At 69.1% G+C, this 26134-nt stretch carries 24 protein-coding genes and 2 pseudogenes; 13 read left to right on the forward strand and 13 right to left on the reverse strand.

The window, feature by feature from the left end:
* Positions 1-124: 124 nt before the first annotated feature.
* Entirely contained in the window at positions 125-964 is an 840-nt protein-coding gene (locus ACFU8Q_RS18370) for an endonuclease I family protein (protein ID WP_384454663.1), read from the reverse strand.
* 250 nt (positions 965-1214) lie between these two features.
* Here ACFU8Q_RS18370 and ACFU8Q_RS18375 point away from each other — a divergent pair, with 250 nt between their 5' ends.
* From ACFU8Q_RS18375 to ACFU8Q_RS18390, 4 genes and pseudogenes are all read left to right on the forward strand, one after another.
* The gene (locus ACFU8Q_RS18375; RefSeq protein WP_384454666.1) at positions 1215-1436 is read left to right on the forward strand and encodes a hypothetical protein; all 222 of its coding nucleotides are present in this window, start codon (positions 1215-1217) and stop codon (positions 1434-1436) included.
* Between the two features lie 81 nt (positions 1437-1517).
* Positions 1518-2675 carry a methyltransferase gene (locus ACFU8Q_RS18380; protein WP_384454669.1) on the forward strand — a complete coding sequence of 386 codons (1158 nt, stop codon included), beginning with the start codon at positions 1518-1520 and terminating at the stop codon, positions 2673-2675.
* A 103-nt stretch (positions 2676-2778) separates the two neighbouring features.
* The gene (locus ACFU8Q_RS18385; protein ID WP_384454671.1) at positions 2779-3957 is read left to right on the forward strand and encodes an acyl-CoA dehydrogenase family protein; all 1179 of its coding nucleotides are present in this window, start codon (positions 2779-2781) and stop codon (positions 3955-3957) included.
* Between the two features lie 112 nt (positions 3958-4069).
* Positions 4070-4615, forward strand: a pseudogene (locus ACFU8Q_RS18390) (IS630 family transposase); the annotation flags it as partial.
* Here the strand turns inward: ACFU8Q_RS18390 and ACFU8Q_RS18395 are convergent.
* The 4 genes from ACFU8Q_RS18395 to ACFU8Q_RS18410 all read right to left on the reverse strand — a co-directional run bounded on the left by ACFU8Q_RS18395 (position 4501) and on the right by ACFU8Q_RS18410 (position 8001).
* Positions 4501-5073, reverse strand: a complete 573-nt coding sequence (locus ACFU8Q_RS18395) for a transposase (protein WP_384454674.1) — start codon at positions 5071-5073, stop codon at positions 4501-4503. The pseudogene ACFU8Q_RS18390 and the gene ACFU8Q_RS18395 sit on opposite strands and share 115 nt — an antisense overlap.
* Complete coding sequence (locus ACFU8Q_RS18400) at positions 4980-5444, reverse strand: IS5 family transposase (RefSeq protein ID WP_384454677.1); 465 nt, start codon at positions 5442-5444, stop codon at positions 4980-4982. The genes ACFU8Q_RS18395 and ACFU8Q_RS18400 overlap by 94 nt, the downstream gene beginning before the upstream one ends.
* A gap of 82 nt (positions 5445-5526) precedes the next feature.
* A complete protein-coding gene (locus ACFU8Q_RS18405) occupies positions 5527-6297 on the reverse strand; it encodes an MBL fold metallo-hydrolase (RefSeq protein WP_384454680.1) in 771 nt (256 codons plus the stop codon).
* Between the two features lie 1095 nt (positions 6298-7392).
* Positions 7393-8001 (reverse strand): TetR/AcrR family transcriptional regulator, encoded by a 609-nt coding sequence (locus tag ACFU8Q_RS18410; RefSeq protein ID WP_384454683.1) that lies wholly within the window; start codon positions 7999-8001, stop codon positions 7393-7395.
* 46 nt (positions 8002-8047) lie between these two features.
* Between ACFU8Q_RS18410 and ACFU8Q_RS18415 the strand changes: the two genes are divergently transcribed.
* Together ACFU8Q_RS18415 and ACFU8Q_RS18420 are read left to right on the forward strand one after the other, a co-directional pair.
* On the forward strand, positions 8048-8512 hold the full coding sequence (locus tag ACFU8Q_RS18415; protein WP_384454686.1) for an SRPBCC family protein: 465 nt from the start codon (positions 8048-8050) through the stop codon (positions 8510-8512).
* A 240-nt stretch (positions 8513-8752) separates the two neighbouring features.
* Positions 8753-9091 (forward strand): annotated as a pseudogene (locus ACFU8Q_RS18420) (hypothetical protein); the annotation flags it as partial.
* A 26-nt stretch (positions 9092-9117) separates the two neighbouring features.
* On the opposite strand, the gene ACFU8Q_RS18425 reads toward ACFU8Q_RS18420, so the two are convergent.
* From ACFU8Q_RS18425 to ACFU8Q_RS18440, 4 genes are all read right to left on the reverse strand, one after another.
* Positions 9118-9408, reverse strand: coding sequence for a hypothetical protein (locus tag ACFU8Q_RS18425; protein ID WP_384454727.1), 291 nt, complete (start codon positions 9406-9408; stop codon positions 9118-9120).
* 68 nt (positions 9409-9476) lie between these two features.
* Complete coding sequence (locus tag ACFU8Q_RS18430) at positions 9477-11141, reverse strand: ADP-ribosyltransferase domain-containing protein (RefSeq protein ID WP_384454689.1); 1665 nt, start codon at positions 11139-11141, stop codon at positions 9477-9479.
* Between the two features lie 124 nt (positions 11142-11265).
* Positions 11266-11934 (reverse strand): macro domain-containing protein, encoded by a 669-nt coding sequence (locus ACFU8Q_RS18435; RefSeq protein WP_351197848.1) that lies wholly within the window; start codon positions 11932-11934, stop codon positions 11266-11268.
* 420 nt (positions 11935-12354) lie between these two features.
* A complete protein-coding gene (locus tag ACFU8Q_RS18440) occupies positions 12355-12924 on the reverse strand; it encodes a YdeI family protein (RefSeq protein WP_384454693.1) in 570 nt (189 codons plus the stop codon).
* Positions 12925-12930: 6 nt separating this feature from the next.
* On the opposite strand from ACFU8Q_RS18440, the gene ACFU8Q_RS18445 reads away from it, so the two are divergent.
* Complete coding sequence (locus tag ACFU8Q_RS18445) at positions 12931-13074, forward strand: hypothetical protein (RefSeq protein ID WP_384454695.1); 144 nt, start codon at positions 12931-12933, stop codon at positions 13072-13074.
* 187 nt (positions 13075-13261) lie between these two features.
* Here ACFU8Q_RS18445 and ACFU8Q_RS18450 read toward each other — a convergent pair whose 3' ends face one another.
* Genes ACFU8Q_RS18450 through ACFU8Q_RS18460 form a run of 3 tightly spaced genes read right to left on the reverse strand, consistent with a single transcriptional unit; the run spans position 13262 to position 16487 of the window.
* The gene (locus tag ACFU8Q_RS18450) at positions 13262-14170 is read right to left on the reverse strand and encodes a carbohydrate ABC transporter permease (protein WP_384454698.1); all 909 of its coding nucleotides are present in this window, start codon (positions 14168-14170) and stop codon (positions 13262-13264) included.
* Entirely contained in the window at positions 14167-15183 is a 1017-nt protein-coding gene (locus tag ACFU8Q_RS18455; protein ID WP_384454701.1) for a carbohydrate ABC transporter permease, read from the reverse strand. Before ACFU8Q_RS18455 ends, ACFU8Q_RS18450 begins: the two co-directional genes overlap by 4 nt.
* Entirely contained in the window at positions 15180-16487 is a 1308-nt protein-coding gene (locus ACFU8Q_RS18460; RefSeq protein WP_384454704.1) for an ABC transporter substrate-binding protein, read from the reverse strand. Before ACFU8Q_RS18460 ends, ACFU8Q_RS18455 begins: the two co-directional genes overlap by 4 nt.
* Before the next feature lie 723 nt (positions 16488-17210).
* Here ACFU8Q_RS18460 and ACFU8Q_RS18465 point away from each other — a divergent pair.
* The 3 genes from ACFU8Q_RS18465 to ACFU8Q_RS18475 all read left to right on the forward strand — a co-directional run bounded on the left by ACFU8Q_RS18465 (position 17211) and on the right by ACFU8Q_RS18475 (position 22123).
* Positions 17211-18914 carry a class I mannose-6-phosphate isomerase gene (locus ACFU8Q_RS18465; RefSeq protein WP_384454707.1) on the forward strand — a complete coding sequence of 568 codons (1704 nt, stop codon included), beginning with the start codon at positions 17211-17213 and terminating at the stop codon, positions 18912-18914.
* Positions 18911-19858: an ROK family protein gene (locus tag ACFU8Q_RS18470; protein WP_384454710.1), complete on the forward strand. Its 948-nt coding sequence runs from the start codon at positions 18911-18913 to the stop codon at positions 19856-19858. The genes ACFU8Q_RS18465 and ACFU8Q_RS18470 overlap by 4 nt, the downstream gene beginning before the upstream one ends.
* Before the next feature lie 495 nt (positions 19859-20353).
* Entirely contained in the window at positions 20354-22123 is a 1770-nt protein-coding gene (locus ACFU8Q_RS18475) for a beta-galactosidase family protein (RefSeq protein WP_384454712.1), read from the forward strand.
* A gap of 102 nt (positions 22124-22225) precedes the next feature.
* On the opposite strand, the gene ACFU8Q_RS18480 is transcribed toward ACFU8Q_RS18475, so the two are convergent.
* Positions 22226-23395 carry a Gfo/Idh/MocA family protein gene (locus ACFU8Q_RS18480; RefSeq protein ID WP_384454715.1) on the reverse strand — a complete coding sequence of 390 codons (1170 nt, stop codon included), beginning with the start codon at positions 23393-23395 and terminating at the stop codon, positions 22226-22228.
* Between the two features lie 434 nt (positions 23396-23829).
* On the opposite strand from ACFU8Q_RS18480, the gene ACFU8Q_RS18485 reads away from it, so the two are divergent.
* From ACFU8Q_RS18485 to ACFU8Q_RS18495, 3 genes are all read left to right on the forward strand, one after another.
* Positions 23830-24627: a FadR/GntR family transcriptional regulator gene (locus tag ACFU8Q_RS18485; RefSeq protein WP_384454718.1), complete on the forward strand. Its 798-nt coding sequence runs from the start codon at positions 23830-23832 to the stop codon at positions 24625-24627.
* Positions 24628-24636: 9 nt separating this feature from the next.
* The gene (locus ACFU8Q_RS18490; RefSeq protein ID WP_384454721.1) at positions 24637-25680 is read left to right on the forward strand and encodes an enolase C-terminal domain-like protein; all 1044 of its coding nucleotides are present in this window, start codon (positions 24637-24639) and stop codon (positions 25678-25680) included.
* Positions 25681-25782: 102 nt separating this feature from the next.
* Positions 25783-26112 carry an L-rhamnose mutarotase gene (locus ACFU8Q_RS18495; protein WP_384454724.1) on the forward strand — a complete coding sequence of 110 codons (330 nt, stop codon included), beginning with the start codon at positions 25783-25785 and terminating at the stop codon, positions 26110-26112.
* Positions 26113-26134 lie beyond the last annotated feature (22 nt).

Consider the following 26134-nt stretch of genomic DNA (forward strand, 5'->3'; position numbering starts at 1 on the left):
GGGGAACAGGGCGAGCTCACGGCCCTTCGGGCGTTCGCCTCCCGTGAGGAGGCCGTGACCTGGTGCGCGAGCGGCCCGGCCGGCTGACACGGCGGGGGAGGGGCCTGCTCGCGGCCGAGTCTTTCTACCAGATCGACTCGACCCATTCCGGGTGATCGATGAACGGGTTCCGGTTGTGCTGGTACTTGTCGAATATGACGTCGTTGCGCCGCTTCTCGAAGCTGTCCGGCGGGTCCTCCTGGCTCCATGCCTTCAGCACCGAGAGGCGCCCGATGTACGGTGCGGAACCGTTGGACACCTTGTCGTTGGGTTCGAGGTCGGGGAAGGCGTCGTCGCCCTCGTAGCGCACCGCCATGTACAGGATCATGCGGGCCACATCGCCCTTGACCGCGTCGCGCGGTTCGAAGGAGTCACTGTCGGTGTAGTTGCCCGGTGCGCCGCTGACCGCGCTGCCGCCGTTGTCGAAGTCCTTGTTGCCGCGAATGGAATTGACGGTGACATCCGCCGGGCGCAGGTGGTGGATGTCGGTGCCGGGGCCGGTGGCGGTGCCGAAGTCGCCGTGGGACTTGGCCCAGACGTGTTCGCGGTTCCACTGGCCGACCGAGCCGCCGTTGTCGCTCTTGGGTTCGGAGCGCCCGGTGTAGAGGAGGATCACGTTCGAGGGGTTGGCGGGGTCCTCGTCCGTGTCCTTGAGGGCGTCCCAGACCTGGCTGTAGGAGATCCTGGTCTGGTTGCTGATGATCGTGTGCAGCGCGCTCTTGAGCGCGGTTCCGGACTTGCCGAGCGCGTCCTCGTAGTACGTGTCGTCGAGGGTCCGGAGGGGTGTCGCGGCGATCGGCGCGGCCTCGGGTGCGGCTGCCCGGGGGGTGGCGGCCGGTGCGGCGGCCGCGGTGCCGGCGAGTACCGCGAACGCGGCAAGGGTCGCCAGCAAGGGGCGCCGGTAGTGCAGGTGACGACGGGACATGTGGGGTGTCCTCTCCGAAAATGCGGGCACCACGAAGCCGTCGCAGGGTGGGGGCGGCGCCGCGGTGGTCGTGTGGTAAGTGGTCAGCGGGAGCCTTCCACACGCACCGTGACCCTGGTGTGAACGCTGTGTATTTATCATGTGCAGGTCAAGTGAGGGTTGGTCCGTGGCGCCGGGAGCGGATCGCCGAGGCATCGGATGCGGCGGACCGGGCGCGGGGCGAGAATGACCGAAAGGACGAGGAGGCGGCATGAGTGACGAGCCCGAATCCGTATCCGCAGCCCCGGGAGTCACTCCCGCGCTGCGGGGAGTGACTCCCGACAGCCTCTTGCACACCGGCGGGAGCGACCATCCGTCGGCAGAGGACCTGGTACTCGCCTCCGGGCGGGACCTGACCCCGAAGAATCTTCAGTGGGCGGAGCGCAGGCTCGCCCAGGAGGGCCGGTCCGCGATAGACAAGGCACTGCCGTAGACCGTGGCCAGGCGGTCCGGGCGGCGCGGGGAGTGAGGAGTGTGTGGGCGCTCCCCGCGGCTCGGCTAGCCTGGGTGCACAATGAACCGTTTGACGACGTCAGGGGCCGGGTACGACCTGGCCCGCTTCCCCGAGGGTCCGCGCGACCAGTTCCGCGCCTGGGACGCTGCCGATGAGTATCTGCTGCGGCGGCTGGAGGGGAGCGACGGGTCGGAACCGGTCGCCCTGTCGGGCGCCGTGGTCGTGGTGGGCGACCGCTGGGGCGCCCTGAGCACGGTGCTGGCCGCGCACCGCCCCGTACAGATCACCGACTCCTTCCTGGCACAGCGCGCAACCCTCGCGAACCTGGAGCGCAACGGTGTGGCCGCGGAGGCCGTACGTCTCCTGTCGGCCAGGGACACCCCGCCGGACCGGATCGACGTCCTGCTGGTACGCGTCCCCAAGAGCCTCGCGCTTCTGGAGGACCAGCTCCACCGGCTCGCGCCGGCCGTCCACGCGGGCACCGTCGTCATCGGCACCGGCATGGTCAAGGAGATCCACACCTCCACCCTCAAGCTCTTCGAGCGGATCATCGGCCCGACCCGCACCTCCCTCGCGGTCAAGAAGGCCCGGCTCATCTTCTGCACCCCGGACCCGGCCCTGCCCCGTACGCCCAGCCCCTGGCCGTACCGCTACGACCTGCCCGAGGACGTCGGTCCGGTCTCCGGTCGGACCGTCACCAACCACGCCGGGATCTTCTGCGCCGAGCGCCTCGACATCGGCACCCGCTTCTTCCTCGGCCATCTCCCCGCGCGCACCGGCCCCGACCGGGTCGTCGACCTCGGCTGCGGAAACGGCGTCGTCGGACTGTCCGCCGCGCTCGCCAACCCCGAAGCGACGGTCACGTTCGTCGACGAGTCGTACCAGGCGGTCGCCTCCGCCGAGGAGACCTTCCGGGCCAACACCGGCCCGGACGCCACAGCCGAGTTCGTGGTCGGCGACGGGCTGACACAGCTGCCGCCCGCCAGTGTGGACCTGATCCTCAACAATCCGCCGTTCCACTCCCACCAGGCCACCACCGACGCGACGGCCCGCACCATGTTCCACACGGCGCGCGCCGCACTGCGGCAGGGCGGTGAGCTGTGGGTCGTCGGAAACCGGCACCTCGGCTACCACACCCAGCTGCGCCGGACCTTCGGCAACTGCACCACGGTCGCGGGCAACCCGAAGTTCGTCGTCCTGCGCGCAGTCAAGCGCTGACGCCCGCCGGGGTGCGCCCCGGCCCTTCCGGATTCATGCAACACGTTCTACTGTGTGCGCCGCCGCACACGGGCGACGCGACCGCGAGACTCCTGGAGGGGCCGTGCACCTCGAATACACGCCTGAACAGCAGCAGTTGCGCGCCGAACTGCGTACGTACTTCGCCGGACTGGTCCCCGACAACGCCTACGCACGCCACGCCGACCCCGCCGTACAGAAACGCTTCTACCGGGAGACGATCCGGCGCCTGGGCACCGACGGCTGGCTCGGCGTCGGCTGGCCGACGGAGTACGGCGGCCGCGGACTGTCCCCGATGGAACAGTTCATCTTCTTCGACGAGGCTGCCCAGGCAGGCGTACCGCTGCCGCTGATGTCCCTCAACACCGTCGGTCCGACGATCATGCAGTTCGGCACCGAGGAACAGAAGGCCTACTTCCTGCCGAAGGTCCTCGCAGGCGAGATCGACTTCGCGATCGGCTACAGCGAACCCGACGCGGGCACGGACCTCGCCGCGCTCAAGACCCGCGCAGTACGCGACGGCGACTACTACGTCGTGAACGGGCAGAAGATCTGGACCACCAACGGCGACACCGCGGACTGGGTCTGGCTCGCCGTCCGCACCGACCCGGACGCGCCCCCGCACAAGGGCATCACCATCCTGCTCGTCCCGACTGGAGACCCCGGCTACTCCTGCACCCTGATCAACACCCTCGCCTCGCACGACACCACCGCCAGCTACTACGAGAACATCCGCGTCCCCGTCTCGCGCCGCGTCGGCGACGAGAACAAGGGCTGGCGGCTGATCACCAATCAGCTCAACCATGAACGCGTCACCCTCGCCGCCCACGGCACCATGGCCGTCCGCGCCCTCCACAACGTCCAGCGCTGGGCGGCGGACACCGCACTCGCCGACGGCCGCCGCGTCATCGACCTCGGCTGGGTCCGCGCCCTCCTGGCCCGCACCCACACCAGGCTCGACGCCATGAAGCTCCTCAACTGGCAGATGGTGTCCGCGGTCCAGAAGGGAACCCTCACCCCGCAGGACGCCTCCGCCGTCAAGGTCTACGGTTCCGAGGCCCGCCGCGACGCCTACGCCTGGCTGATGGAGGTCGTCGGCTCGGCCGGACCGCTCAAGGAGGGATCGGCGGGCGCCGTACTCCACGGCGAACTCGAACGCGGATACCGGTCCGCCGTCATCTTCACCTTCGGCGGCGGCAACAATGAGATCCAACGGGAAATCATCTCGTGGATCGGCCTGGGGATGCCGCGCGTACGGCGGTGAGCGGCTGTGACGAGGATTTTCAGTTGGCACAAAAGAGGGATAGTTGGCACCAGATGTAACGGGCGGTGTGATGGATGACGTCTTGCTGTGCTTCGGTCCTGGGGAGGTGTCGGCGAAGCACAGTGGGCTGTCGAAATCGACCGTCGGGCGGATCTGGAAGAAGTTCGACCTCAAGCCCCACCTTCGGGACTCCCTCAAACTGTCCGCCGACCCGCAGTTCGTCGCCAAGGTCGTCGACATCGTCGGCCTCTACCATCATCCGCCGCAGAAGGCGGTGGTTCTCTGCGTCGATGAAAAGAGCCAGATCCAGGCACTGGACCGCTCGCAGCCGGTACTGCCGATGATGCAGGGCATGCCCGAACGCCGCACCCACGACTACTGCCGGCACGGGATCACCAGCCTGTTCGCCGCCTTCGACATCGCCGACGGCACCGTCATATCGGAACTGCACCGCCGTCACCGCGCCATCGAGTTCAAGAAGTTCCTGATCCGGATCGACAAGGCCGTGCCCACCGGACTCGACGTCCACCTGGTCTGTGACAATTACGCCACCCACAACACCGCCGAGATCAAGACGTGGCTGGGTAAGCACCCCCGCTTCCACGTCCACTTCACCCCGACCGGCTCTTCCTGGATGAACCAGGTCGAGCGCTGGTTCGGCTCGGCCTGCTCGGCCGGGATGCTCGTCAGCAGCGCCCACCAGCCGTCCACCGCGCCCTCGGCTGCCAGGACATCCTGGTCGAAGTGCCACTGAAGAGCCGCGTGAGCCTTTGCGCAGGCGGCGGCCTGGCTTTCGGCCTTCTCCGGGATGGTGTGCCGGATGCCGCGCCGTCGCAGGTACTGGCGGCAGGGCCCGTTGCCGTATGCCTTGTCGGCCGAGAGGCTGTCCGGTTTCCTGCGAGGCCGGCCCGGACCCAGGCGAGGAACGCGGATCTTCTCCAGGACCGGTTGGAACCGGGTGCAGTCGGCCCGCTGACCTGGTGTGATGATCAGGGACAGCGGGCGGCAGCGTCCGTCCGCGCTCAGGTGGAGCTTGGTGGTGAACCCGCCGCGCGAGCGGCCCAGGCCCTCGCCTCCCGCACCACCTCCACCAGGCGGGCGTGAAGACTCTGCCAAGCGGTTTCGTCCTGGTGTTCCACCTCTTCGGCCCTCTTTGAAGCGGGCGCCGGCGGCGGATCGGTGCGGGAGCCGACCGCGTGCTGATGCGCCCGCACGATGGTGGAGTCGACCGAGATGTCCCAGTCGATCTCGCCTGTCTCCTCGACCGCGGCCTGGGCCTGCTGGAGCAGGGGTTCCCAGGTCCCGTCGGCCGACCACAGCCGGTGGCGTTCATAGACCGTCTTCCACGGGCCGAACCGTTCGGGCAGGTCACGCCACTGCACACCGGTCCGCACCCGGTGCAGAATCCCGTCGATCACCTGCCGGTGATCCCGCCACCGGCCACAACGCCTGTTACTGGCCGGCAGGAACGGCCGCAGCCGTGCCACTCGACATCTGTCAGATCTCCCCGCCCCATGACCACATCAACGACCAAGGCTCGGACCAGTCACATGATCGACCGGACAAGTCCTAGCCGATCGAGAAGGTGGCAGCGGGCGCGGCATAGTCGACGGGACCGTTGAATCGGGCCGAGGCGCGTGCCACTGCCTGCTGCGGGGTGAGGAAACGGCCGACGTGGGTGACGATCAACCGGCCTGCCCGGGCCGTGCTGGCGGTGTCGCCGGTGTCTTCGGGCGTGTGGTGCACCTGATCGCCCTCGGGCGGTGCCTGGGCGCTCTCGGCCTCGCACAGCAACACATCGCACCCGTCGGCCAGCCGCGTGAGGTTCACGCATGGTGCTGTGTCCCCGGAGTAGACCAGCGATCGGCCCGCGGCCTCGATGCGCACAGCGAAAGCCGGGATGCCATGCTCCACTGCACGACTGGTCACAGTGAGTGCACCGACGCGCGCCTGATGCCCGTCATACAGCTCATGGACGGCGAAGGCGGACTCGACCGGGCTGCGCGTCGAGTTGTTGGTCAGGAAGTGGGCCAGCCGGTCAGCGATGCCCGGCGGCCCGTACAGAGGGATTGGCGCGGCAAGCTGAATGTCCGCGAAGAGCGCCGCGTAATAGGCGGTGAGCAGGTCCGCGCTGTGATCGGCATGCAGGTGTGAGATCCAGATCGCGTCTACCTCATCGAGCCGCACGTGCCGCTGCAGCTGCGCCAACGTCCCGCTGCCCGCGTCCACCCAGACCCGAGTCTCGCCGCTGGACACCAGATAGCCGGAGCACGGGTTGTCCACGCTCGCATAGGGCGTCGCACACCCCAGGACGGTGAGGCAGAGAAGGTCGTTGATCACCCGGCGAGTCTATAGAGCGCGTGATCCACAGGTATTGACAATTTCTCTTCCGGCCTCAGGCAGCGCGTTGACCAGATGCAAGACGGTGCTCCGGCTTACGGGCACGCCGAGGACTGCAGCCGGCCGGGCCCCGGCCCGGCCGGCTAGGGCGAGGCCGACCGCGGCAAGGGTCGAACGCAGCTGCTCGGTGCGCTGGCCATACCTGCGAGTCAGGCCGGGCATCTGCTCCACGAAGGTCCGGCGCGGAGACGGGGCGTTCCAGCACCGGAACCGCCGACCGGAGCTGGGGTACGACGATTCGTCCGGCGCTCGGTACGTCGGCGGGAAAGCGCAGGTAGGAGCTGTGAACCCGAGTCGACCAGGCTCCGCATCCCGGGCAAGCGGCGCCGTCCGCGGTGCATTGCGCATCGACACGCACCTTCTCGATACTCACGTCCACCGACAGCACCGCGACGTCCGCGTTTGACGGGAACAACAGCTCCTTCAGCCGGAGCGCAACCTCTTCCACGGCCGGGACTTTCAGCCCACGCAGCTGCGTGGTCCGGGACTGCCTGGCGTGCGGGAGCACGGCGCCGGTCAGCACCCGGTAGCTCCGGATTGCCTCCGCGCCGAGACGCGTGATCTCGTACGCCTCGGCCACTTCCGGCAGGTACGCCGTGCGGTACACATGCCCGTCCGGGTCGTAGGAGTACACCGCATCGGTGGCTTTCATTCCCGGAAGGGCTTCGTGTAGGACGCTCAGGCCATGTCGTGCCTGGAAGTCGGTGAGGCCGGTTTCCTGGCGGCGGTCCGCGCCGCGCCACGGGGCCTCAGCAATCCGCCAACTCGTCCTCCGAACCCCGGCATCCGTCGTCGTCCTGGGCCTGGGATACCACGACAAGGCCGCCACCCGGCTCGTCACCGAGGTCGGAGGAACCTGGAGCCCGTACACGGCCGGATGGCGACCACCCACGGTCACCATCCGGCTGGACATCACAGCGAACTGGCGACAGTTGAACAGGCGAGCTCACCAGTACCGAGGGCCTACCTCGGCGACCGCTGTTCGAACGGTGCTACATCGTCCCGGCCAGTTGGTTGGCCTGATCGGTGACTCCGTCACTCCGAGCCGTAGTACAGCCGCAGAAACTCCCCCATCGCCGCGTCAACGCCCGCGCGGTCGCCGGTGGCGAGCAGGTCGAGCAGCAGACCGCGGACGGTGGCAAGTCCCAGCCTCGCGCGGTTCCGGGCCGCAGCAGGGTCCGCTCCAGCGGCGACCTCGGCGGCCACCAGTGGTTCCAGCCAGTCCGCCACGAGCCCTTTCAGGATCGGGGCGGCCTCGGGGCGGCCCCGCAGCGCCTGCCCGCAGATCTCGAAGAAAAGCCGCTCCTGACCGGCCAGCCGAGGGTCCGTCAGCTGCTGCCAGAGGAGTCGCGCGACATCAGCGGGCAAGAGACCGGGCTCCGTACGGAGCCTGGACAGCAGCTCACGCTGGCGCTGCTCCGAGGTCCGGACGATCTCGATGAGCAGCTGCTCCTTGGAGCCGAAGTAGTGGATCAGCATGCGGTGACTGACGCCGATCGCGGCACCGAGGCGGCGCAGGCTCAGGTCGGCAATGCCGTGTGCCGCGACGTGGTCGACGGCCGCGTGCAAAAGTTGAGCGCGCCGGTCCCCATCCGTGACGTGCGCGGCCTCGCCCTCGGGATGCGAGTCGTCCGTATTCACCACGTCGCGAGTGTACCCATTGGTACATGGCCTATGTACCGTGTGGTACATGAGGCCTGTCACCGTGTCAATCGATGTTCCGCACACGCCCGAGCAGGTATACGACTTCCTCGATGTCATGGCTCACCACGAGCGATTCACCAACCACTACCTGACCGACTGGCACTACAGCGGCCCCGGCCGCGGTATCGGATCGTGCGTCACGGCCACCGCCGCATTGGGTGGCACGAAGACCGACGTGACCATCGAGGTCGTCGAGGTCGACGCGCCGCGGCGCATCGTCGAACGCAACATCAGCGCGGCTGGGCGACGCCTGGCTCACGGCACCTACGCCATCGAACCGCTGCAGACCGGCGGGAGCCACGTCTCGTTCACGTACACGTGGGTGCGCGCCCCTCTCGCCGACCGCCTGCTGGCGCCCGCAGTCCGGGCCACGATGCGGCGCGCCAACCGCACCGTCATGCGACGCCTGGCCGCCGAGTTGGCTCGCCACATCTCCGCTGCCGGATCCTGACAGCGATAGCTGTCGAATCTTTTGCTCGGCGCAGGCCCCGAGACCCAGGGCTTCCCTGGCCACACCCGGGCTAGGACTGAACCCCGACGGAAGATGCGCGCAGTTGCCTCATGAGACATGGCTCAGTCTGGAGCACGACGGTCACCGGACCGTGCTGCATCGCACCGACGGCACTGTCGTGCTGTACGCCCGGTCCGGCAGGGCGTCACCCAGCACTGGATGGACCTGGCCGTCGCCGCCATGGTCTTGAGCCCTGGCACGGTCCCTGACGGTGAGGCGGCGATCTGGCGGGATGGCCGCCTCGACTTTGCGGCCGCGCAGTCACGGGCCGCGTCATCGGTTCCCCGGGCCCGTGCCCTTGCCGCCCGGCACCCTGCCTCGCACGCCTGCTGGGATTTCCTGCAGCACCCAGACCCTGCGATCGGGGACTGCCGGAGCCTGCCTTGCACGAAGCGCCGCGCCCACCTGCTGGAACTGCTGGCTGATGCCGGACCGCCGATCCAGGCCGTGCCCGCGACCGAGGAGGGGGAGGCGGCCTCGGTCCGGTACGACGGTCTGCGGGAGCAGGGGAGCGAGGGGATTGTCGCGAAGCGGGGCAATGCCAGTCATCCGGCGGGGCGTAGGGGGTGGGTGAAGGTCCGGCACGCGGACACCAGGGACGCCCTGGTGGTCGGGTGCACGGGCCCCGGCACAGACCGCACCATCTGGTCCTGGCGGTCGGGGACGAGGGCGGCCCCGCCCGTGTATCGGCGAGGCTGACGTCCGTCCTCGCGGTACGAGTCTGCGAGGCGCTGGGCGGCGCCATGGTGATGGGCGTGCGGCAGGCCGGGGGCGAGATCTACACGCGGGTGGAAACGGACCTGGTGGTGGAGTGCCAGGCCGGGTCCGGCCGGCATGGGACGCTGACCGTGACCCGGATGCGAATGGGCCGCCACGGGGCGCTCGTTTGCCCGGCCCTGGGACGTCACGACACCAGGCCGGCCCCCTCCAGCTCGGTCAGCCGCACGGTGCACAGACCCCCACGCTCGGCCTTCACCTCCGTCACCTTCAGCTGCGTCCCCGGCGCGAGGATGTACTCCTCCTCACCCGTGAACGCGGAGAACCGCCGGATCCCCACGGCCCGCGCGGGCGTCACCTCGAACAGCGTCCGCCGGCCACGCCCGCCGAGGAACGCGCGGGCCACACCCAGCTCGGACGTGCACGACGACACGCCCCACCACGTCACCGTCCGCCCCAGCGGGTACTGGGACCGCAGATCCAGCGCCACACCACGCCACAGCGGCCGCGTCTGCGCCGGCAACGCCTCCATCGCCGAGAACAGCAACCGCAGGTACGGCAGGTACGGCACCACGCGCTCGCGGTCCGACGAGCGCAGCACGGCGTTGATCTCGCGGTAGAAGCCCGACTCGCACGTGTACAGGTAGAGGGCCGAGATCGCGTCGGCCGACAAGGCGCCCACGGCCTCCCCGCACAGCGCGCCCGCGGACGCCGCCTCCGCGGCCTTCGTCTCCCCGAAACGTCTCGACAGATCGATATGCCGATCCAGTTGCGCGAGCACCCGCGAGACCGGCTCGACGGCCTTCCGGAAGTCCATCAGTGGCGTGCCGAACACCCCGGTGACGGGCGGCAGGACGAGGCCCTCGTCCTTGACGCTGGTGAGCCGCTCCAGATACAGCTGGTGCAACTCCATCGTGGACGCGTTGAACGCCCCCATCCGCTGCGCGACACCACCGTCCTCCGGCCCGTCGGCCCCGCCCGTCCCCTGGTCCCAGCCCTTCCGCGGCAGCCAGTCGACCGGCTCGGCCCCTACCGCCGCCAGGGCGTCGTTCACCTGGGCGAAGTGGTCGCCCTCGCAGAACAGATCCCCCTGCGCGGCCGGATTGGCGTGGTCCAGGTGACGGACCTGCACCCCCGGGTACTTCTTCTCCAGCCGCTGGACGACCCTCTTCAGACTCCGGGCGTGCGCGCCCCACCAGGCGAACACCACCCCCCGGTCGTCCTCCTCGACCGCGTCCTGCTTCGCCCGGAGGATCTCCTCGACGATCTGCTCGGCCACGGGGCGCCAGAACGACGTGTGCCGATCGGTCGCCATCGCCCCGTCCGCGCTCGCCGTGAGGGACGCGTTCAGCAGCAGCACACCCTGGGTGAGCATCGCCTGGAACCACTCGGGCGGCTGAACCGTGTCCTCCTTCTTCAGCAGGGCGCGGACGTCGGCGATCGGGGTCTTCTTGACGATGCCGTACTTCCACATCGCGGCCGCCTTGATGAGGCAGCGGATGCTGACGACCCGGCCGAACTGGCTGTCCTTCCAGTCGTTGAAGGTGTTGTCGAACATCGCGATGCCGGTCGCGCTCTCCGCCCGCGGGTAGGGGTTCTGTCCGAAGACGACCACCTTCCACTTCTCCGGCGGATGCGGCTTCAACGCCTGGAACGTCAGCTCGCGCACCGGAACCACCTCCGGGCTGCGCTTCGGGCCGATGAAGTCGGCGGCTCCCGGCTGCGCCTCGATCACCGGTCCGAGCAGCGGCAGCCACGGCTCGCCGCCACCGGTGAACAGGCCGGCCAGTCCCAGCGGGTCCCCGGCCGGGGACCCGGCATCGCCCGCGGCCGTCATGTCGACATCACTCACGAGGGTGGAACTCCCGATACTCGAACCGGACGCCTCCACGGGCGCCCCGGCATGCTGAACAGATGCGGCAGGGTCGTCGCCGGTGTCCGCGCCCTGGGCGGCACCGGCCTGTGAGGTCTTCGGGTCAGTGACGAAAGGAAGGCCGCTGCGGCACGTTGATCCGGACCCGCCGTGCGGACCCCGCTCCCTCGATGTCGTCGAGCTGCCCCAGTACGGCGGCCCGCAACTCGTCGTAGTCCGCGAAACCGTGGTCGTGGAAGAGGGTGTAGCCCGTCCACATCAGGTTGGCGCACACCTTCGCGGGCACCTGCCCGGTCTGCGCGCCCATCCCGACGAGGGCCACCGACCGGATGCTGCCCGGCTTCGCCCGGTTCTGTAGATGCACCGCCTGGAAGGCGGCCGCGCAGGCCAGGGCCACGTTCATCGTGTCGCTGACGTTCTGCGACGACTGGCGCATGGTGGGCGTCGAGATCAGGTACCGGGGTACGTCCGCCCCGGACGGGACACACACCGCACTGCCCACCGGCAGTCGTCCGCCGAACCGGTCGCGGATCGCCCGCTGCACCCGCACCTGGATGCCCGCACCGAGGTACCGCTTGACGACGGCGTCGACCCCACCGTCCATTCGGCCACGCTCGTTGGTGGGGGAGACCCAGGCGTCGGCATCCACATCCAGAAGGGAACCCCGCCTGATCTCGACCTCCGGCGTGTCCGCGAACGCGGACCGCCAGGCCGTCACCACCTCGTCGTTGACGTCGACCAGGACGACGCTCAACGCATGCCTGACACCCACGAATTCACCCCTCTCACCCTGTGATCTCGAACAACCCCGAAGCTACCGCGCGCCACTGACAGCGCCGTTCGACAAGGTTGTTCGAGCAGGGGAGCAGGGGAGCAGGGGAGCAGGGGAGCAGGGGAGCATTGGAGCAGGAGGAGGGAGGAGCGGGAGCTGATGACGAGCGGTCAGGAACCCGCCGCCAGCGTGGCGACACCCGGCCCGGAGAGGTCGTCCAGTGCCACCCGGCGCCCCCGACACGGCGAGCAGCAGGGAGAGGCCGGGCAGCGAAGCGTACGAGGGCGCTCTGGACCGACCCCCAGTGGCGGGCGTACTGCGCGCCTGCATTGCGGCCGGCTTCCCGTCGGGCGTCCCTATTCCGGGCCTCGACGCCGCTGGCGGAACCGCCTGAATTGGCCTGAGCCTCTGACGCCGCGCCTACCCGTCGGCGGCCAACGCCCGCACCGCGCGCTCCACCGCGGCTTGGCGCCCCTCGGGAGTTCGGGCTTGGAGCAAGGGCAGAAGCACCAAGTACTTCGCGGTCTTGTCGAGTGCCCCGAAAGCTTTTGTCGCCCGGGTATCCGCTGCCAGCGCCGCCGCCAGTTCGTCGGGCACTGCGGCCGTCGACTGCGGCGCGTATGCGGCGGCCCAACGTCCGTCCGCCTGCGCCTTGCGTACCTCCGCCAAGCCCGGCTCGCGCATCCGGCCCGCGGCCGCCAGCGCGGCGACCTTGTCGACGTTGACTTGCGACCACAGGCTCTTCGGGCGCCGCGGCACATACTTCTGCAGGTAGTACGAAGCGTCGAGCGACCGCCGCTGACCCGAGATCCAGCCCCAGCACAGCCCCGCGTCGACCAGTTCGTCGGCTGTCACGGACGCGATCCCGGAGCCCCTTTTGGCGACCTTGACCCACGCGCCGTCGTGCCGTGCGTGGTGAGCCGCCAACCAGCCGTCGAACGCCTCGCCGTCCGCGAAGGCCACGACCTCGACACCGCCGATCTCGTCCATGGCCCCATGCTATGCGGCCACCGGCACGGCGCCGGGCCACGCGTTCCAGACCGCCTCACCCAGGTGTTCGGGCTCGACGAGAAGGCCGCGATGCGCTACGCGGACTCCGCACGGGCCCTGCTGCAGCAGGGCACCGAGACATCCCCGTGAGTCGACCGCGAACCCACGGGGCCCCACGTCCAGGCCCTGGCCCGCTGCGGCGGCCCGGGCGCGGGTACACACCAGCCCCCGACCGGCCTGCCCCGTCAGTAGGTCAGAAAGGGGATAAGTGATCCGGAATTACGATGCGCACAACGCCGACACCCGGCAGCTGATCACCACGGAAATGTCCCCTCGGTCAGCTCTTGAGGCTTCCGGCGGACAGTCCCGAACGCCAGAACCTCTGCAGGGCGAGAAAGGCGATGCAGAGAGGAACCACCGACACCAGGGAGCCGGTGACGACGATGTCGTACCAGGGCTGGTCCCGAAGCTGACTGTTCCAGAAGTAGAGCCCCAGGGTGAGCGGCCAGCGTGAGTCGTCGGCGAGCATCATCAGTGGCAGGAAGAAGTTGTTCCAGATCCCCACGAACTGGAAGAGACAGATGGTGACCAGCGCGGGCGACATCAGCCGCAGGGCGATGGTGAAGAAGATCCGGAGTTCTCCCGCGCCGTCGACCCGGGCGGCGTCGGTGAGTTCGTCGGGTACGGAGGCTTCGGCGTAGACGCGGGCGAGGTAGACCCCGAAGGGGGTGACGGCGCTCGGGATCAGCACCGACCAGTACGTGTTGACGACGTCGGTCGACGAGGCGAGCAGATACAGCGGGAGGGCGAGCAACGGCGGGGGGATCAGCACCGCTCCGAGGATCACGGCGAAGACACCCTCCCGGCCTTTGAAGGGATATTTAGCCAGGGCGTATCCGGCCATCGCGGCAAACAGGGTGGCTACCAGGGCCCCGACTCCGCAGTACAGAAGGCTGTTGAGGAGCCAGCGGCTGAAGATGCCGTCGCTGTGCCGGAAGACCTTCGTGAGGTTGCCGGCGAGGTGGAAGTGCGAGGCGAACCAGAAGCCGTTGCTGCCGAACAGGTCGCCGTTGGATTTCGTCGCCGAGACGATCAGCCACCAGATCGGCAGCAGGAAGTAGCCCGCGATCGCGAACAGCAGCACGTTGGTGCTCAGTTGGGCGGCCGATGTGCCGCGACGGCGACTGGGCAGCGTCGCCCGCCCGGGGTCGGACCGGCGGTGTCGGGCTGTGGGCTGCACGCTCATCGCGATCCTCGTGTGCTCAGGCGCAGGAATCCGTAGGACAGGGCGAACGTGGCAAGGGCCAGGACCACCGCGACAGCTGCGGCGAAGTTGTAGTCGTTGAGGCCGAAGGCGGCCTGGTAGGAGAGCATCACAGGGGTGTAGTTGCTGCTGATCGCGGCGGTCATGGGGCGCAGCACCATCGGTTCGCCGAACAGCTGCAGCGTGCCGATGATGGAGAAGACGCCGGTCAGGGTGAGGGCCGGGCGCACCAGCGGTACCTTGATGTGCCAGGCGATCCGGAACCCCGAGCATCCGTCCAGTTCGGCGGCCTCGAACAGCTCCTTGGAGACGGACTGCAGCGAGGTGTAGATGATCAGCATGTTGTAGCCGGTCCAGGACCAGGTCACGATGTTGCCGATCGAGAAGAGAATCATGTCGCGGGAGAGGAAGTCGACGTCGAGTCCGATGCTCCTGCCGACGTCGTTCAACGGGCTGATGCCGGGCATGTAGAGGAAGGCCCACAGCACTGCCGCGATCACACCGGGGATCGCGAACGGCAGGAAGTACGCCACGCGGAAGAAGCGCTTGAGCCGTGCCACTTGGGAGTCGAGGAGCAGGGCGAGCAGCAGGGCGAGACCCAGCATCACCGGCACCTGGATCAGGCCGAAGACCAGGACCCTGCCCACACCCTTGAGGAACGCGCTGTCGGTGAGCACCCGCGTGTAGTTGTCCAGGCCGGCGAAGACGGTGCGCGGCGCCCCGAAGCCGAGCCCGGAGCGCTCCACCCGGAACAGGCTCTGATGGACGGCGTACCCGATCGGGATGACGAACACAGCCAGGAACAGAACGCCGAACGGGGTGAGCAGCACGGCGGCGGAGCGGTTGCGTCGGGCGGCGAGCTTGCTGCCGGAGCGGCCGCGCGAAGACCGCTGCTCCCGGCCCGGGGGACCGGCGAGCCGGTCCCGACCGCGATCGCCCGACGGCGCCGGCCGGTCCGGGACCGGCACCGTCGGGGAATCCACATCGCGGGTCATCTGACCTTCACACCCTTTGACTTGATCGCCGCGAGCGTCTTCTTCTGTACGTTGTTGAACGCGTCGAACAGCGTGCCGGAACCGGCGTAGGCCTCGGCGGTCGCCTCGTCCAGATCGACACCGAACTGCGACTGCGTGGGACCCCACTGCCAGTTCGTGTCCGTGTGCCGGGCGGCTTCGCCGAACACCTTGTAGATGTTCTGGCCGCCGTAGTAGTCCACGCCCTTGTTCACCGCGGGCAGCTTGAGTCCGGCGGTGGCGGCCGGGTAGATGCCGGTCTTCGTGATCAGGTTCTTGAGGCTGTCAGGGTTGGTGCTCATCCAGGTGGCGAACTCGACTGCCTCGTCCTTGTGCTGACAGCCCTTGAGCACGGCCGTGCTGCCGCCGCCGTCGTTGCCGAACTTCTTCTCCCCGGCCGTCCACTGCGGCATGGGGGCGACGGCGAACTTGCCCTTGGCCTTGGGGGCGTTCTGGGCGATCAGCGGGTTCAGCCAGACCGCGCCGATCGCCGTGGCCACCTTGCCGGACTGCAGGCCGCTCCACCACTCGGGGCTGTAGCCCTGGTCCGTGACCACCAGCTTCTTGTCCACCAACTTCTGCCAGTAGTCGGCGAGTTGCCGGGACTGGTCGTCATTGACGCCGACGTGCCACGCGTTGCCCTCGGTGCCGAACCACTTGGCGCCATTCTGCCAGGCCAGGCCGGACAGGGTGATCGCCCGCAGGTTCACGATGTGGGCCTCGGGGTCGGCCTTGTGCAGCTTCTCGGCCGCCTTGGCGTACTCGTCCCAGGTCGTCGGCACCGCGATGCCGTACTTCTTGAAGACGTCCTTGCGGTAGTACATGGCCATCGGGCCCGTGTCGACCGGGATGCCGTAGGTCTTGCCCGCGACGGTGACCTGGTTCCACGTCCACGGAACGAACTTGTCCTTCGCGGCACCGGCCTCCTGGGAGACGTCCTCCAGGGCGCCCTCGAGCAGGAACGTGGGTATGGACTCGAAGCCGATCTGCGCCAGGCAGGGGGCGTTTCCCGCCTTCACCGCCGAGAGCATCTTGTCGTAGCCGCCCTGACCACCGGACGGCAGCTTCTTGAAGGTGACCTGGATGTTCTTGTGGGTGGCATTGAACAGCTCGGCCGACTTGTCGTAGCCGGGGGCCCAGCCCCAGAACTCCAGGTGGACGGTGCCGCCAGTGGCCTTGCCGTCGCCGCCCCCTCCACACGCTGCCGCCGTCAGGATCAGGGCGGCCGCGGACAGACCCCCGAGTACAGCCCGCCGTCTGGAGCGCGCGATCAACTTAGCAAGCATTTATGTCCACCTTCCCGTTGCGAAGAACTGGTAATTACTCAGATTCTTGGGCAAGTTGAACTTGAGGAGCCTGGCTCTGCCCTCGAAGGCCGGGGGCGGGGCTGCGGTCTCCAAAGGCGCCGAGGTCCGGTACTTATGTCCACCGCGAGGTGAAGCTCAGTATTTGTGGGACGCTCCGTGACGTCAAGACCATAGATCCGATACATTCCACCCATGGAGATCGGTAGCTCCGAAACATCGGGTGGGCATGGAACCGGCCGCGAGCCTGCCCTCATCGCCGCGTCGGCCGCGATCCCGCCGTCGGACACCAGGCCGGGACCGAACCGTATCGGCGGCTGGAGCGCCATGCGGAGGTCGAGCGGGCCGCCGGCAGGTGCGCCGCCCGGACTTCGGCCTGGTCGCGGCGGCCCCGCATCGCGACCTCCCGGACCGGATCCGACAGGAGACGGCGGACTTCTGCACCGGCCGTCTCCCGATGGGCGACCGTCCCGACCAGGCGCGATCGGCGCCTGCGCCGCTTGGCCCCGGCGTCACGCCGTGTGCGGTGCGCTCCCGGCCCTCTACGACATCGGTCCGACCTCCACGGTCGGCGCGACGTCCCCCTGCCCGCCACCGTCCGCGTCGACGGCGTCGGGACGCTCACGCGTCTCGGCCCGGTCGCAGGAACGGCCTGAGCCGCACGATCAGCAAGCCCTACCGAAAGACAGAAAGGCCGACACCGTCATGCCGGATGTACGCGGCTACGAAGCCGAACCGTGTTACAGCATCTCCACAGAGGTGGGCGCCGGGTACCGGGAGGCGGTCGCCGGGCTCGCTCCGGGTCTTGTCCTCGCCGTCGACGGCCCGATGGCCGTGGACTGGGAGGCGGTTGCCGCCGGGATCTGTGAGGCGCTGGCCGCTCGCGCCGTCGCGACCAAACAGACCGACCTGCGCGAGCACTTCGCGCCCTGGCCGGACGTCCTCGCCCTGACCGCGTCCGCGGTACTGGAGGACGACCCGGACTTTGCCCCGCTGTCCCGGGCCGGGCTCGCCGACTTCTTCACCGGGCTGCCGGAGCCCGAGGCCGCCGACGACACCGTCACGGTCGTCTTCGGACCGGGCGCGGCCCTGGTGCCGCACGACCGGCTCTGGTACGCGGACCTGCCCAAACGGTACGCCGAGGCCCAGATCACCGGCGGGAGCGGCCGCAACCTGGGGCAGCCCCCCGGTACCGGGGCGGGCACGACCCGTCGGCTCTTCTACATCGACTGGCCCGTCCTTGACCGGCACCGCGACACCCTCGTCTCCGGCGTCGACCTGTGGCTGGACACCCAGGACACGCAGTCTCCGGCCTGGCTGGAGGGCGCCGCCCTGCGCGCTGCCCTCGCAGACCTGGCCGGGCGGCCCTTCCGTACCCGCCCCACCTTCAACACCACGTCCTGGGGCGGACATTGGGCCCAGGAGCAGCTCGGCTTCAACCAGGACGCGGCCAACACCGCGCTGGGCTACGAGCTCATCGCTCCCGAGAGCGGGATTCTGGTGGGTGCGCCGGAAGGTCCGCGGGTCGAGGTGCCCCTGCAGGCACTGGTCGCCTCGCACCCCGAGGCGATCCTCGGCGAAGAGGTGCACGCGAGGTTCGGCACCTCGTTCCCGATCCGCTTCGACTATCTCGACACCGCCGGCGGCGGCAACCTCTCCGTGCACTGCCACCCGCAGTCGGACTACATGCGCCGCGTCTTCGGATGGCCGTACACCCAGCACGAGACCTACTACATGATGCTCGGCGGGCCCGGCCGGCAGGTGTTCCTGGGGCTGCGCCAGGATGCCGACCTCGCGGCCTTCCGACACGAGGCGGACCGGGCGTTCCACGACGGCGTGCCGTTCGACATCGAACAGTACGTCCAGACCTTCCCGGCCGATCCGCACCAGATCTTCCTCATCCCGGGCGGCACCCCGCACGGCAGCGGCGAGGGCAATGTCGTACTCGAGATCAGCGCGACGCCGTACCTGTACAGCCTTCGCCTCTACGACTGGCTGCGCAAGGACAGCGAAGGCAGGCAGCGGCCGGTCCACGTCGGCCACGCGTTCGAAAATCTGGACCCGGCCCGGTCGGGGGAAGCCGTGGCCAGGGACCTGGTCCCCACGCCGCGCACCCTGCGCTCGGGCGACGGCTGGCACGAGGACGTCATCGGCCGCCTCCCGGAGATGTTCTTCGAGGTCCGGCGGATCGCACTGGCGCCGGAAACCGTCGCGGACGACGACACGGACCACCGCTTCCACATCCTCAACGTCGTGGAGGGCGACGGAATCCTCCTGGAGACCAGCGGCGGCCACCGGCATGTGCTGGCGTACGCCGAGACACTGACCGTGCCCGCCGCGGTCGGCGCCTACCGGGTGCGGGCCCTCGGCGGGGGACCGGTGCGCTATGTGAAGGCGCTGGTGCGGTGAGCCCCGCCGACGAAGCCACCGTTTCGGTCCTCGAGGTCGGCGGCACCCATGTGACCGCGGCCGGTGTCGACATCCGCGCCCGCAGCCTCCGGTCCGGCCGCTCGTTCCGTGAGGCGGTGGACAGCAACGGCAGTGCCGAGGAGATCCTGTCGGCCCTCGTCCGCTGCGCCGACCGGCTGCCCGGCCTCGGCGCGGGCCCATGGGCCGTGGCACTGCCCGGTCCGTTCGACTACGAGCGCGGGATCGGGCGGTTCGAAGGGGTCGGCAAGTTCGACGCCCTGCGGGGGGTCGATCTGCGGGCCGCCCTGACGGCGTCATTGCCCGGCGCCACCGCGCTCAGCTTCTGCAACGACGCGGACGCGTTCGTGCTCGGCGAGTGGTGGGCCGGGGCGGCGCGCGGGCATCGCACCGTCGCCGGTATCACGCTCGGGACCGGTGTGGGCTCCTGCTTCCTGCGCGACGGCCGGATACTGCGGCACGGCCCCGGGGTCCCTCCCGAAGGCTGGGTCCACACCCTGCGGTACGCGGGCGGACCCCTGGAGGAGACGGTGTCCCGGCGTGCCCTGCGGCGGGCCTACGCACGGGCGACCGGCGCGGCGCCGCCCGACGTCCGGGAGATCGCCCGGCGGGCACGGCAGGGGGACCGGACCGCGGCGAAGGTGTTCACCGAGACGTTCCGTGCCCTGGGAAGGGTGCTCGGGCCGCTGCTCGCCGCCTTCGAACCGACGGTTCTGGTGGTCGGGGGCGCCATCGCGGGGGCCTGGGATCTCCTGGCCGAACCCCTGCGCTCAGGGCTCACCGAGGCCAATCCGGTCCGCAACCGACGCGTCCTCATCACCCCGGCGCACCGGCCGGATGAGGCCCCGCTGCTCGGTGCGGCCTACCTGGCCGGGGCGTGCGGTCAGCCGGGCGACCGTACCGCGCCGCTCGGAGACTCCCGCTGACACGGGCCCGGCACGTGCGGGACCCGGAGGAAGCCGGATGAAGGACGAGAAGAAAGGTCTCACCTCGGTGCCATCCTCACTTCATCACCGGCGGCGCATCAGCACGCCGCCGGCCTCGCCCCGCATGCCCCTCGGGTCCGGCGTGGCCTCCAACTCGCCGGGGCGATACGGAGCAGCCACGACACACGCCGGCCCGGGCGGTCCGTGGAGCACTACGCCGTCGGCATCCACAAGGGAGCCGTTGGCAACTCTCCCGGGCGCCACGTTCAGGCTCGACACCTCCGTCTGCGAGACGGTCGGCCTCGCGCCGGCCGGAACGGGTCCGGCCACCGTCCAGCGGGCGGCGGCACGACGCTGAGCGGCTTCCCGCTGTACGGGCGACACCACTTCGCGCACGTCGGCCGGGCCCCTTTCCGCCTTCTTCCGGGGATTGCGCAGAGCGGATCCCCCGACGAGGCCTCCTCCATCCACGCCCTCGACCCCCTGGGAACAGCTGTGACCCCTCCCCGTCCCACCGCTGAACTGACCGTGACCGAGCGCGGCTTCCTGCGCGTCGGGCGACCCCACCAGATCGTCTCCGCCGCCATCCACTACTTCCGTGTCCACCCCGAACTGTGGGAGGACCGGCTGCTGCGGCTGCGCGCCATGGGCGTCAATACCGTCGAGACCTACATCGCCTGGAATCTGCATCAACCGACGCCGGGCCCGGCCCACTTCTCCGGTCCTGCCGATGTCACGCGCTTCATTCGCACCGCCGCTCGGCTCGACCTGGACGTGATCGTGCGACCCGGCCCCTACATCTGCGCCGAGTGGGAGTTCGGTGGACTCCCCGCGTGGCTGCTGGCCGACCCCGGGATGCGTCTGCGCCGCACCGACGACCGTTATCTGGCCGCCGTGGATGCCTGGTTCGACCAGCTGATCCCCGTCCTGCGTCCGCTGCTCGCCAGTCAGGGCGGGCCGGTGGTCGCCGTCCAGGTCGAGAACGAGTACGGCAGTTACGGCCATGACACCCCCTACCTCGATCATCTGCGGCAGGGCCTGATCCGACGCGGCGTGGACTGCCCGCTGTTCACCGCCGACGGAGCCAGTGACGGCGTACTGCGCGGGGGTGTGCTGCCCGGCACCCTGGCGACCGCGACCTTCGGCTCACAGCCCGAGGAGTCACTGGCGACCTTGCGCCGCCACCAGTCGACCGGCCCGCTGATGTGCTCCGAGTACTGGCACGGCTGGTTCGACCACTGGGGCGAGCACCACCATGTACGGAACGCGGACGAGGCCGCCGCGGAGCTGGATTGGATGCTGGCTCAGGGCGCCTCGGTCAACCTCTACATGGGCCACGGCGGCACGAACTTCGGATGGTGGAACGGAGCCAACCACAGCGAGACCGACTACCAGCCCACCTGCACCAGTTACGACTATGACGCTCCGGTCGGTGAGGCCGGAGAGCTGACCGAGAAGTTCCACGCGTTCCGTGCGGTGATCGAGCGGCACCGTGGCCCGATCCCGTACGCGATACCCGCGAGACCGGACCGGCTCGCCCCGCAGACGGTGCGGCCGAACGGTGCGGTGGCGCTGGCGGACTGCCTCGACGTGCTCTCCACACCTCGGCAGCGGCTCTCACCGGAACCGATGGAGGCCCTGGGCCAGTCACTGGGGCTGATCCACTACCGCACGTGGCTCCGCGGCTCCTTCCCCGACTCGACCCTGCGCGTGCACGGCCTCGCGGACCGGGCCCAGGTGTTCCTCGACGGAGTGCCGCTGGGCGTCCTGGAGCGGACCGGGCCGCTCGACGCGCTGCCGATCAGCGTCCCCGAGACCGGTGCCGAACTCGACCTGCTGGTGGAGAACATGGGACGGATCAACTACGGCCCCTGGCTGGCGGATCGCAAGGGCATCAGCGGCGGCGTCCGGATCGACGGCCAGTACCAGTTCGACTGGGAGATCCGCCCCCTCCCGCTGACCGATCTGGCAGGCTTGCGGTTCGGGGCCGCCGAACAGGTCGAGGGCCCGGCCTTTCACCGTGCGACGCTGGAGGTCCCGGAACCGGCCGACGGTTTCCTGGCCCTGCCGGGCTGGTCCAAGGGCCAGGTGTGGCTGAACGGCTTCGCCCTCGGCCGTTACTGGGACCGCGGACCTCAGCGCACCCTGTACGCCCCCGCCCCGGTGTGGCGGGCCGGCCGAAATGAACTCGTGATCCTGGAACTGCACCGGCCGGGCGAGCGGATCGAGCTCTGCGACGCCTCGGATCTGGGCCCGATCGACTGACCTTCGGACTGCCAAGTGGCTCCGGTCCGTATTCCTTCCGGACCGGAGCCACCTGAAACGAGTCCCCGAAGGCCGGCAGGATTCCGCCGGCTTCCGCCTGAATCAGCTCTGGCCGTGCCCGAAGTACGCGGCCACCTCCCGGTCCGGGGCCTCGACCTCGACGGCCCGGCCGCCGTCCCGCAGCGACATAGTGGCCGCGTAGCCGGCGGCCACCGCTTCGCGGGCCGCGACGGGCGAGGTGACGGTGGCTCCGCCGTCCCGTACGAACCGCAGGAATTCCGCGATCAGCACGGGATCGGCGCCCCCGTGCGTGCCGGTCGGCGTGTGCACGGGCACCACCAGATCGGCCTCGACGGGGCCGTCGGAGCGGCGGTTCCACACGTGGACCTCCGCTCCCTCCGAGTCGCCGAAGTTCTCCAGGCGCCCCTCGGTGCCGATCACCGTGTAGTTGCGCCAGTAGTCGGGGGTGTAGTGACACTGCTGGTAGCTCGCGAAAACTCCGTTGTCCAGCTGCATCTGCATCATGCTCAGGTCCTCCACGTCCACCACCGGGTGGAGACCGGTCTGGCTGAGCGGTGGCCAGTTCTCCGTCGAGAGCCACTCGGTCATCCGCTCCCCGCTGCGGTCGCGGTGTGAGTCGATTCCCCCGTAGACCGTCAGCCCGCCCATGGCGTTCACCCGCCGGGTGTAACCGCCGGCCAGCCAGTGGATGACATCTATGTCGTGAGCGCCCTTCTGCAGCAGCAGGCCGGTGGTGCGACGTCGGTCCGCGTGCCAGTCCTTGAAGTAGAAGTCCCCGCCGTGGCCGACGAAATGGCGGCACCAGACGGCCTTGACCTCGCCGATCGCGCCCTTGACGATCAGTTCACGCATGGCCACCACGACCGGCATGTGCCGCATGTTGTGGCCCACGTACAGCGGGGTCCGGTGCCGGTGAGCTGCCGCGAGCAGCCGATCACACCCCTTGGTGGTGATCGCCATCGGTTTGTCCAGGAACACCGGAACACCGGCCTCCAGGAAGTCCAGGCCGATCTCCTCGTGCGTGTCGTCCGGAGTCAGCACCATCACGCCGTCGAGTCCCGTGTCGAGCAGCTCGTGGTGATCCACGGCGGTCCGCACCTGGGTGCCGAATCGCTGTTCGGCGCGCGCCAGCAAGTGTCGGTCGCGGTCGCAGGCGGCGGCCACCCGTGAGCCCGATCCGGGCTGGTGGGCCAGGTCGGCCAGGTCGCTGCGAATACCCAGGCCGATGACGCCGAGCCTGATGTCGTCCAAGGTGCTTGCCCTTTCAGAAGGTTTCGACCCCAGCAGGGCGAGGATGACCGGATGATAGATCTGGAACATATCCGGTTGCACGGTGGGTTTGGCCCTGATCCTGAGGGGGTCGGGGTGGCGCCGACCGCCAGGGCAGCCACGGCCTCAGGGGTGCTGCGGCCGGGCGGGAGAAGGATGTTGCCCCGGTGAGAGGTGATGTGAGGCGGTCGGTGCGGGTCGGAACGAGTCTGGGCTCACCGAATCCTGGCGTCAAGAGTTTGAATGTGATTCACTGACCCCGGATTGGCTAATGTATCCGAAACATATCGCCCATGAGGCGCCTCTGCGCCTCTGCGCCACTCGGCGACCTCACGCCCGACTTGGACGGCCGTGCCGTCCGGACCGCCGTGACATGGATCGACGGAGAAGTGGATCGACGTGAAAGGGGAGCGCCGTTGACCCGCGCAGCCCGCAGCACCGCACCCGCGCCGCCACCCTCGGGCGACGGGCCCGGTTACCGTCCCGGCTACGAGGTCGCGGCCGAACGCATCCTCGAGCACCTCGTCCTGGCCGGCCTGGAGCCCGGCGCCCGGCTGCCCACCGAGCAGGACCTGGCCGACCGGGTGGGGATGAGCCGGACCGTGGTTCGCGAGGCGGTGAAGATCCTCTCCGCGCTGGGCCGACTGTCCGTGCACAAGGGCCGCGGCATCTACGTCGCCCAGCCCGACCAGTCCTCCTGGCAGCACTCCCTGACCCACTTCCTGCCCGCCGACCTGCACCAGGTCGACGAACTCTTCGAATTCCGGCGCCATTTGGAAACCACCACCGCCCGGCTGGCTGCCCAACGCGCCACCCCCGCCCAGGTCAAAGCCGTTCGCGCGGCCGCCCACCAGTCCACCCGGGCCGCCCAGCAAGACGACATCGACGCCTTCAGCAGCGCCGACGACACCTTCCACACCGCGATCGCCACCGCCACCAACAACTCCTTCCTCACCGCCACCATCGACACCCTGCGTCGCCTGCAACACCAGGTCACCGCCATAGGGCTGGCCGGCCTAGCGGGCGGCTCCCTGCGCGACGCCGCCGCCCAGCACGAAGCCATCGCCCACGCCATCGCCACCGGCGAGCACACGCACGCGCACACCCTCATGGCCCACCACATCGACCGGACCACCTACCAATTCCAACAGCTCATCCGACACCGCATCACCCCCCACCACCTCCACCCCCACACCCCACACCACCACCCATGAAGGACATCCATGCGAATCACCGACGTGACTGTGGAACTGGTCGATCTGCCCGCTCAGCCGCCCTTCCGGTGGCGAGCAGGGCTGCCCGGTTCGGAGCCGGCGGTCGTGGGCGGGATCCTGCGGGTCCACACGGACGAAGGTTTGGTGGGCGAGGCGCACACGAGACGTGGGCTGATCGTCGCCGATCTGGTGAACCGCCGTATACGTGAGGACCTGCTCGGCCGCGACCCGTTGATGCGCGAGCTGCTGTGGCATCGGCTGTGGGAGCTGGACCGCATAGAGGAGCTCCCAATCTACGCGCTCGGCCTGGTCGACGTAGCGCTGTGGGACCTGGCCGGCCTCGCGGCCGGGCAGCCGGTCCACCGGCTGCTCGGCCCCTACCGCGAGGCCATCCCCGCCTACGCGAGCACGGTCACCTTCGGCAGCGTCGAGGAGTACCTCGATGTGGCCGACCAGTGTCTGGAGCTCGGCTACTCCGCCATCAAGCTGCACGCGTGGGGAGACCCGCGAGCCGACGCGGACCTGTGTCAGAAGCTGCGGGCCCACGTCGGTGACGACGTCCCGCTCATGTACGACGGGTCGGCCGGGTTCGACCTCGCGGACTCGGTGTACCTCGGCCGCGCACTGTCCGAGGCGGACTACCTGTGGTACGAGGAGCCGATGCGCGAGTTCAGCGTGACCGCCCACCGGTGGCTGGCCGAACAGGTCGACATTCCGCTGCTGGTCGCGGAGACCTCCGACGGCGCGCATTTCAACACCGGCGACTTCATCATGGCGGGCGCGGCCAGTCGGGTCCGCACCAGCGCGCAACTCAAAGGCGGGATCACCGGAGCCCTGCGCATCGCACACCTGGCCGAGAGCTACAACCTGCGGGCCGAGGTGCACGGCAGCGGAGTGGTCAACGCCCACCTGTGCATGGCGATACCCAACACCACCTACTACGAGTCCCTCGTGTACACCAACCCCGTACAGCGCGAGCCGGCGGTCGGTGCCGACGGGCTGGTGCGGGCACCGACAGCCCCCGGCATCGGCTTCGACCAACCGGGCTGGTGACGACCTCCCCTCGAACCAACAGGGCAGCTCCGGCAAGTCCTTGATGATTCCTCAGCATCCAACATCTCAACGCATCAGCGCCTCGTGGAAAGGAGCCACACCATGCCCGTGCAACGCTACGCCTCGGTCATACGCCTGCGTGGGGAACTCGAGACGGAATACCGTGCCCTGCACGCGGCGGCCTGGCCCGAGGTCCTCGCCACCCTCAAGCGCGCCAACATCGGAAACTACTCGATCTTCCTGCGTGACGGCCTGCTCTTCAGCTACCTCGAATACACCGGCGAGGACTACGCGGCCGACACCGCACTCATCGCCGAGTGCCCGGTCACCCGGGACTGGTGGGCCCGTACCGACCCCTGCCAGCAGCCACTGGACAGCGTCGGCGACGGCGAGTGGTGGGCACCCGCCGAAGAGGTCTTCCATCTCGAGTGACATCAGGGGCAAGCGGCAGAGG

The sequence above is a fragment of the Streptomyces sp. NPDC057543 genome (assembly GCF_042801895.1).
Taxonomy (GTDB): domain Bacteria; phylum Actinomycetota; class Actinomycetes; order Streptomycetales; family Streptomycetaceae; genus Streptomyces.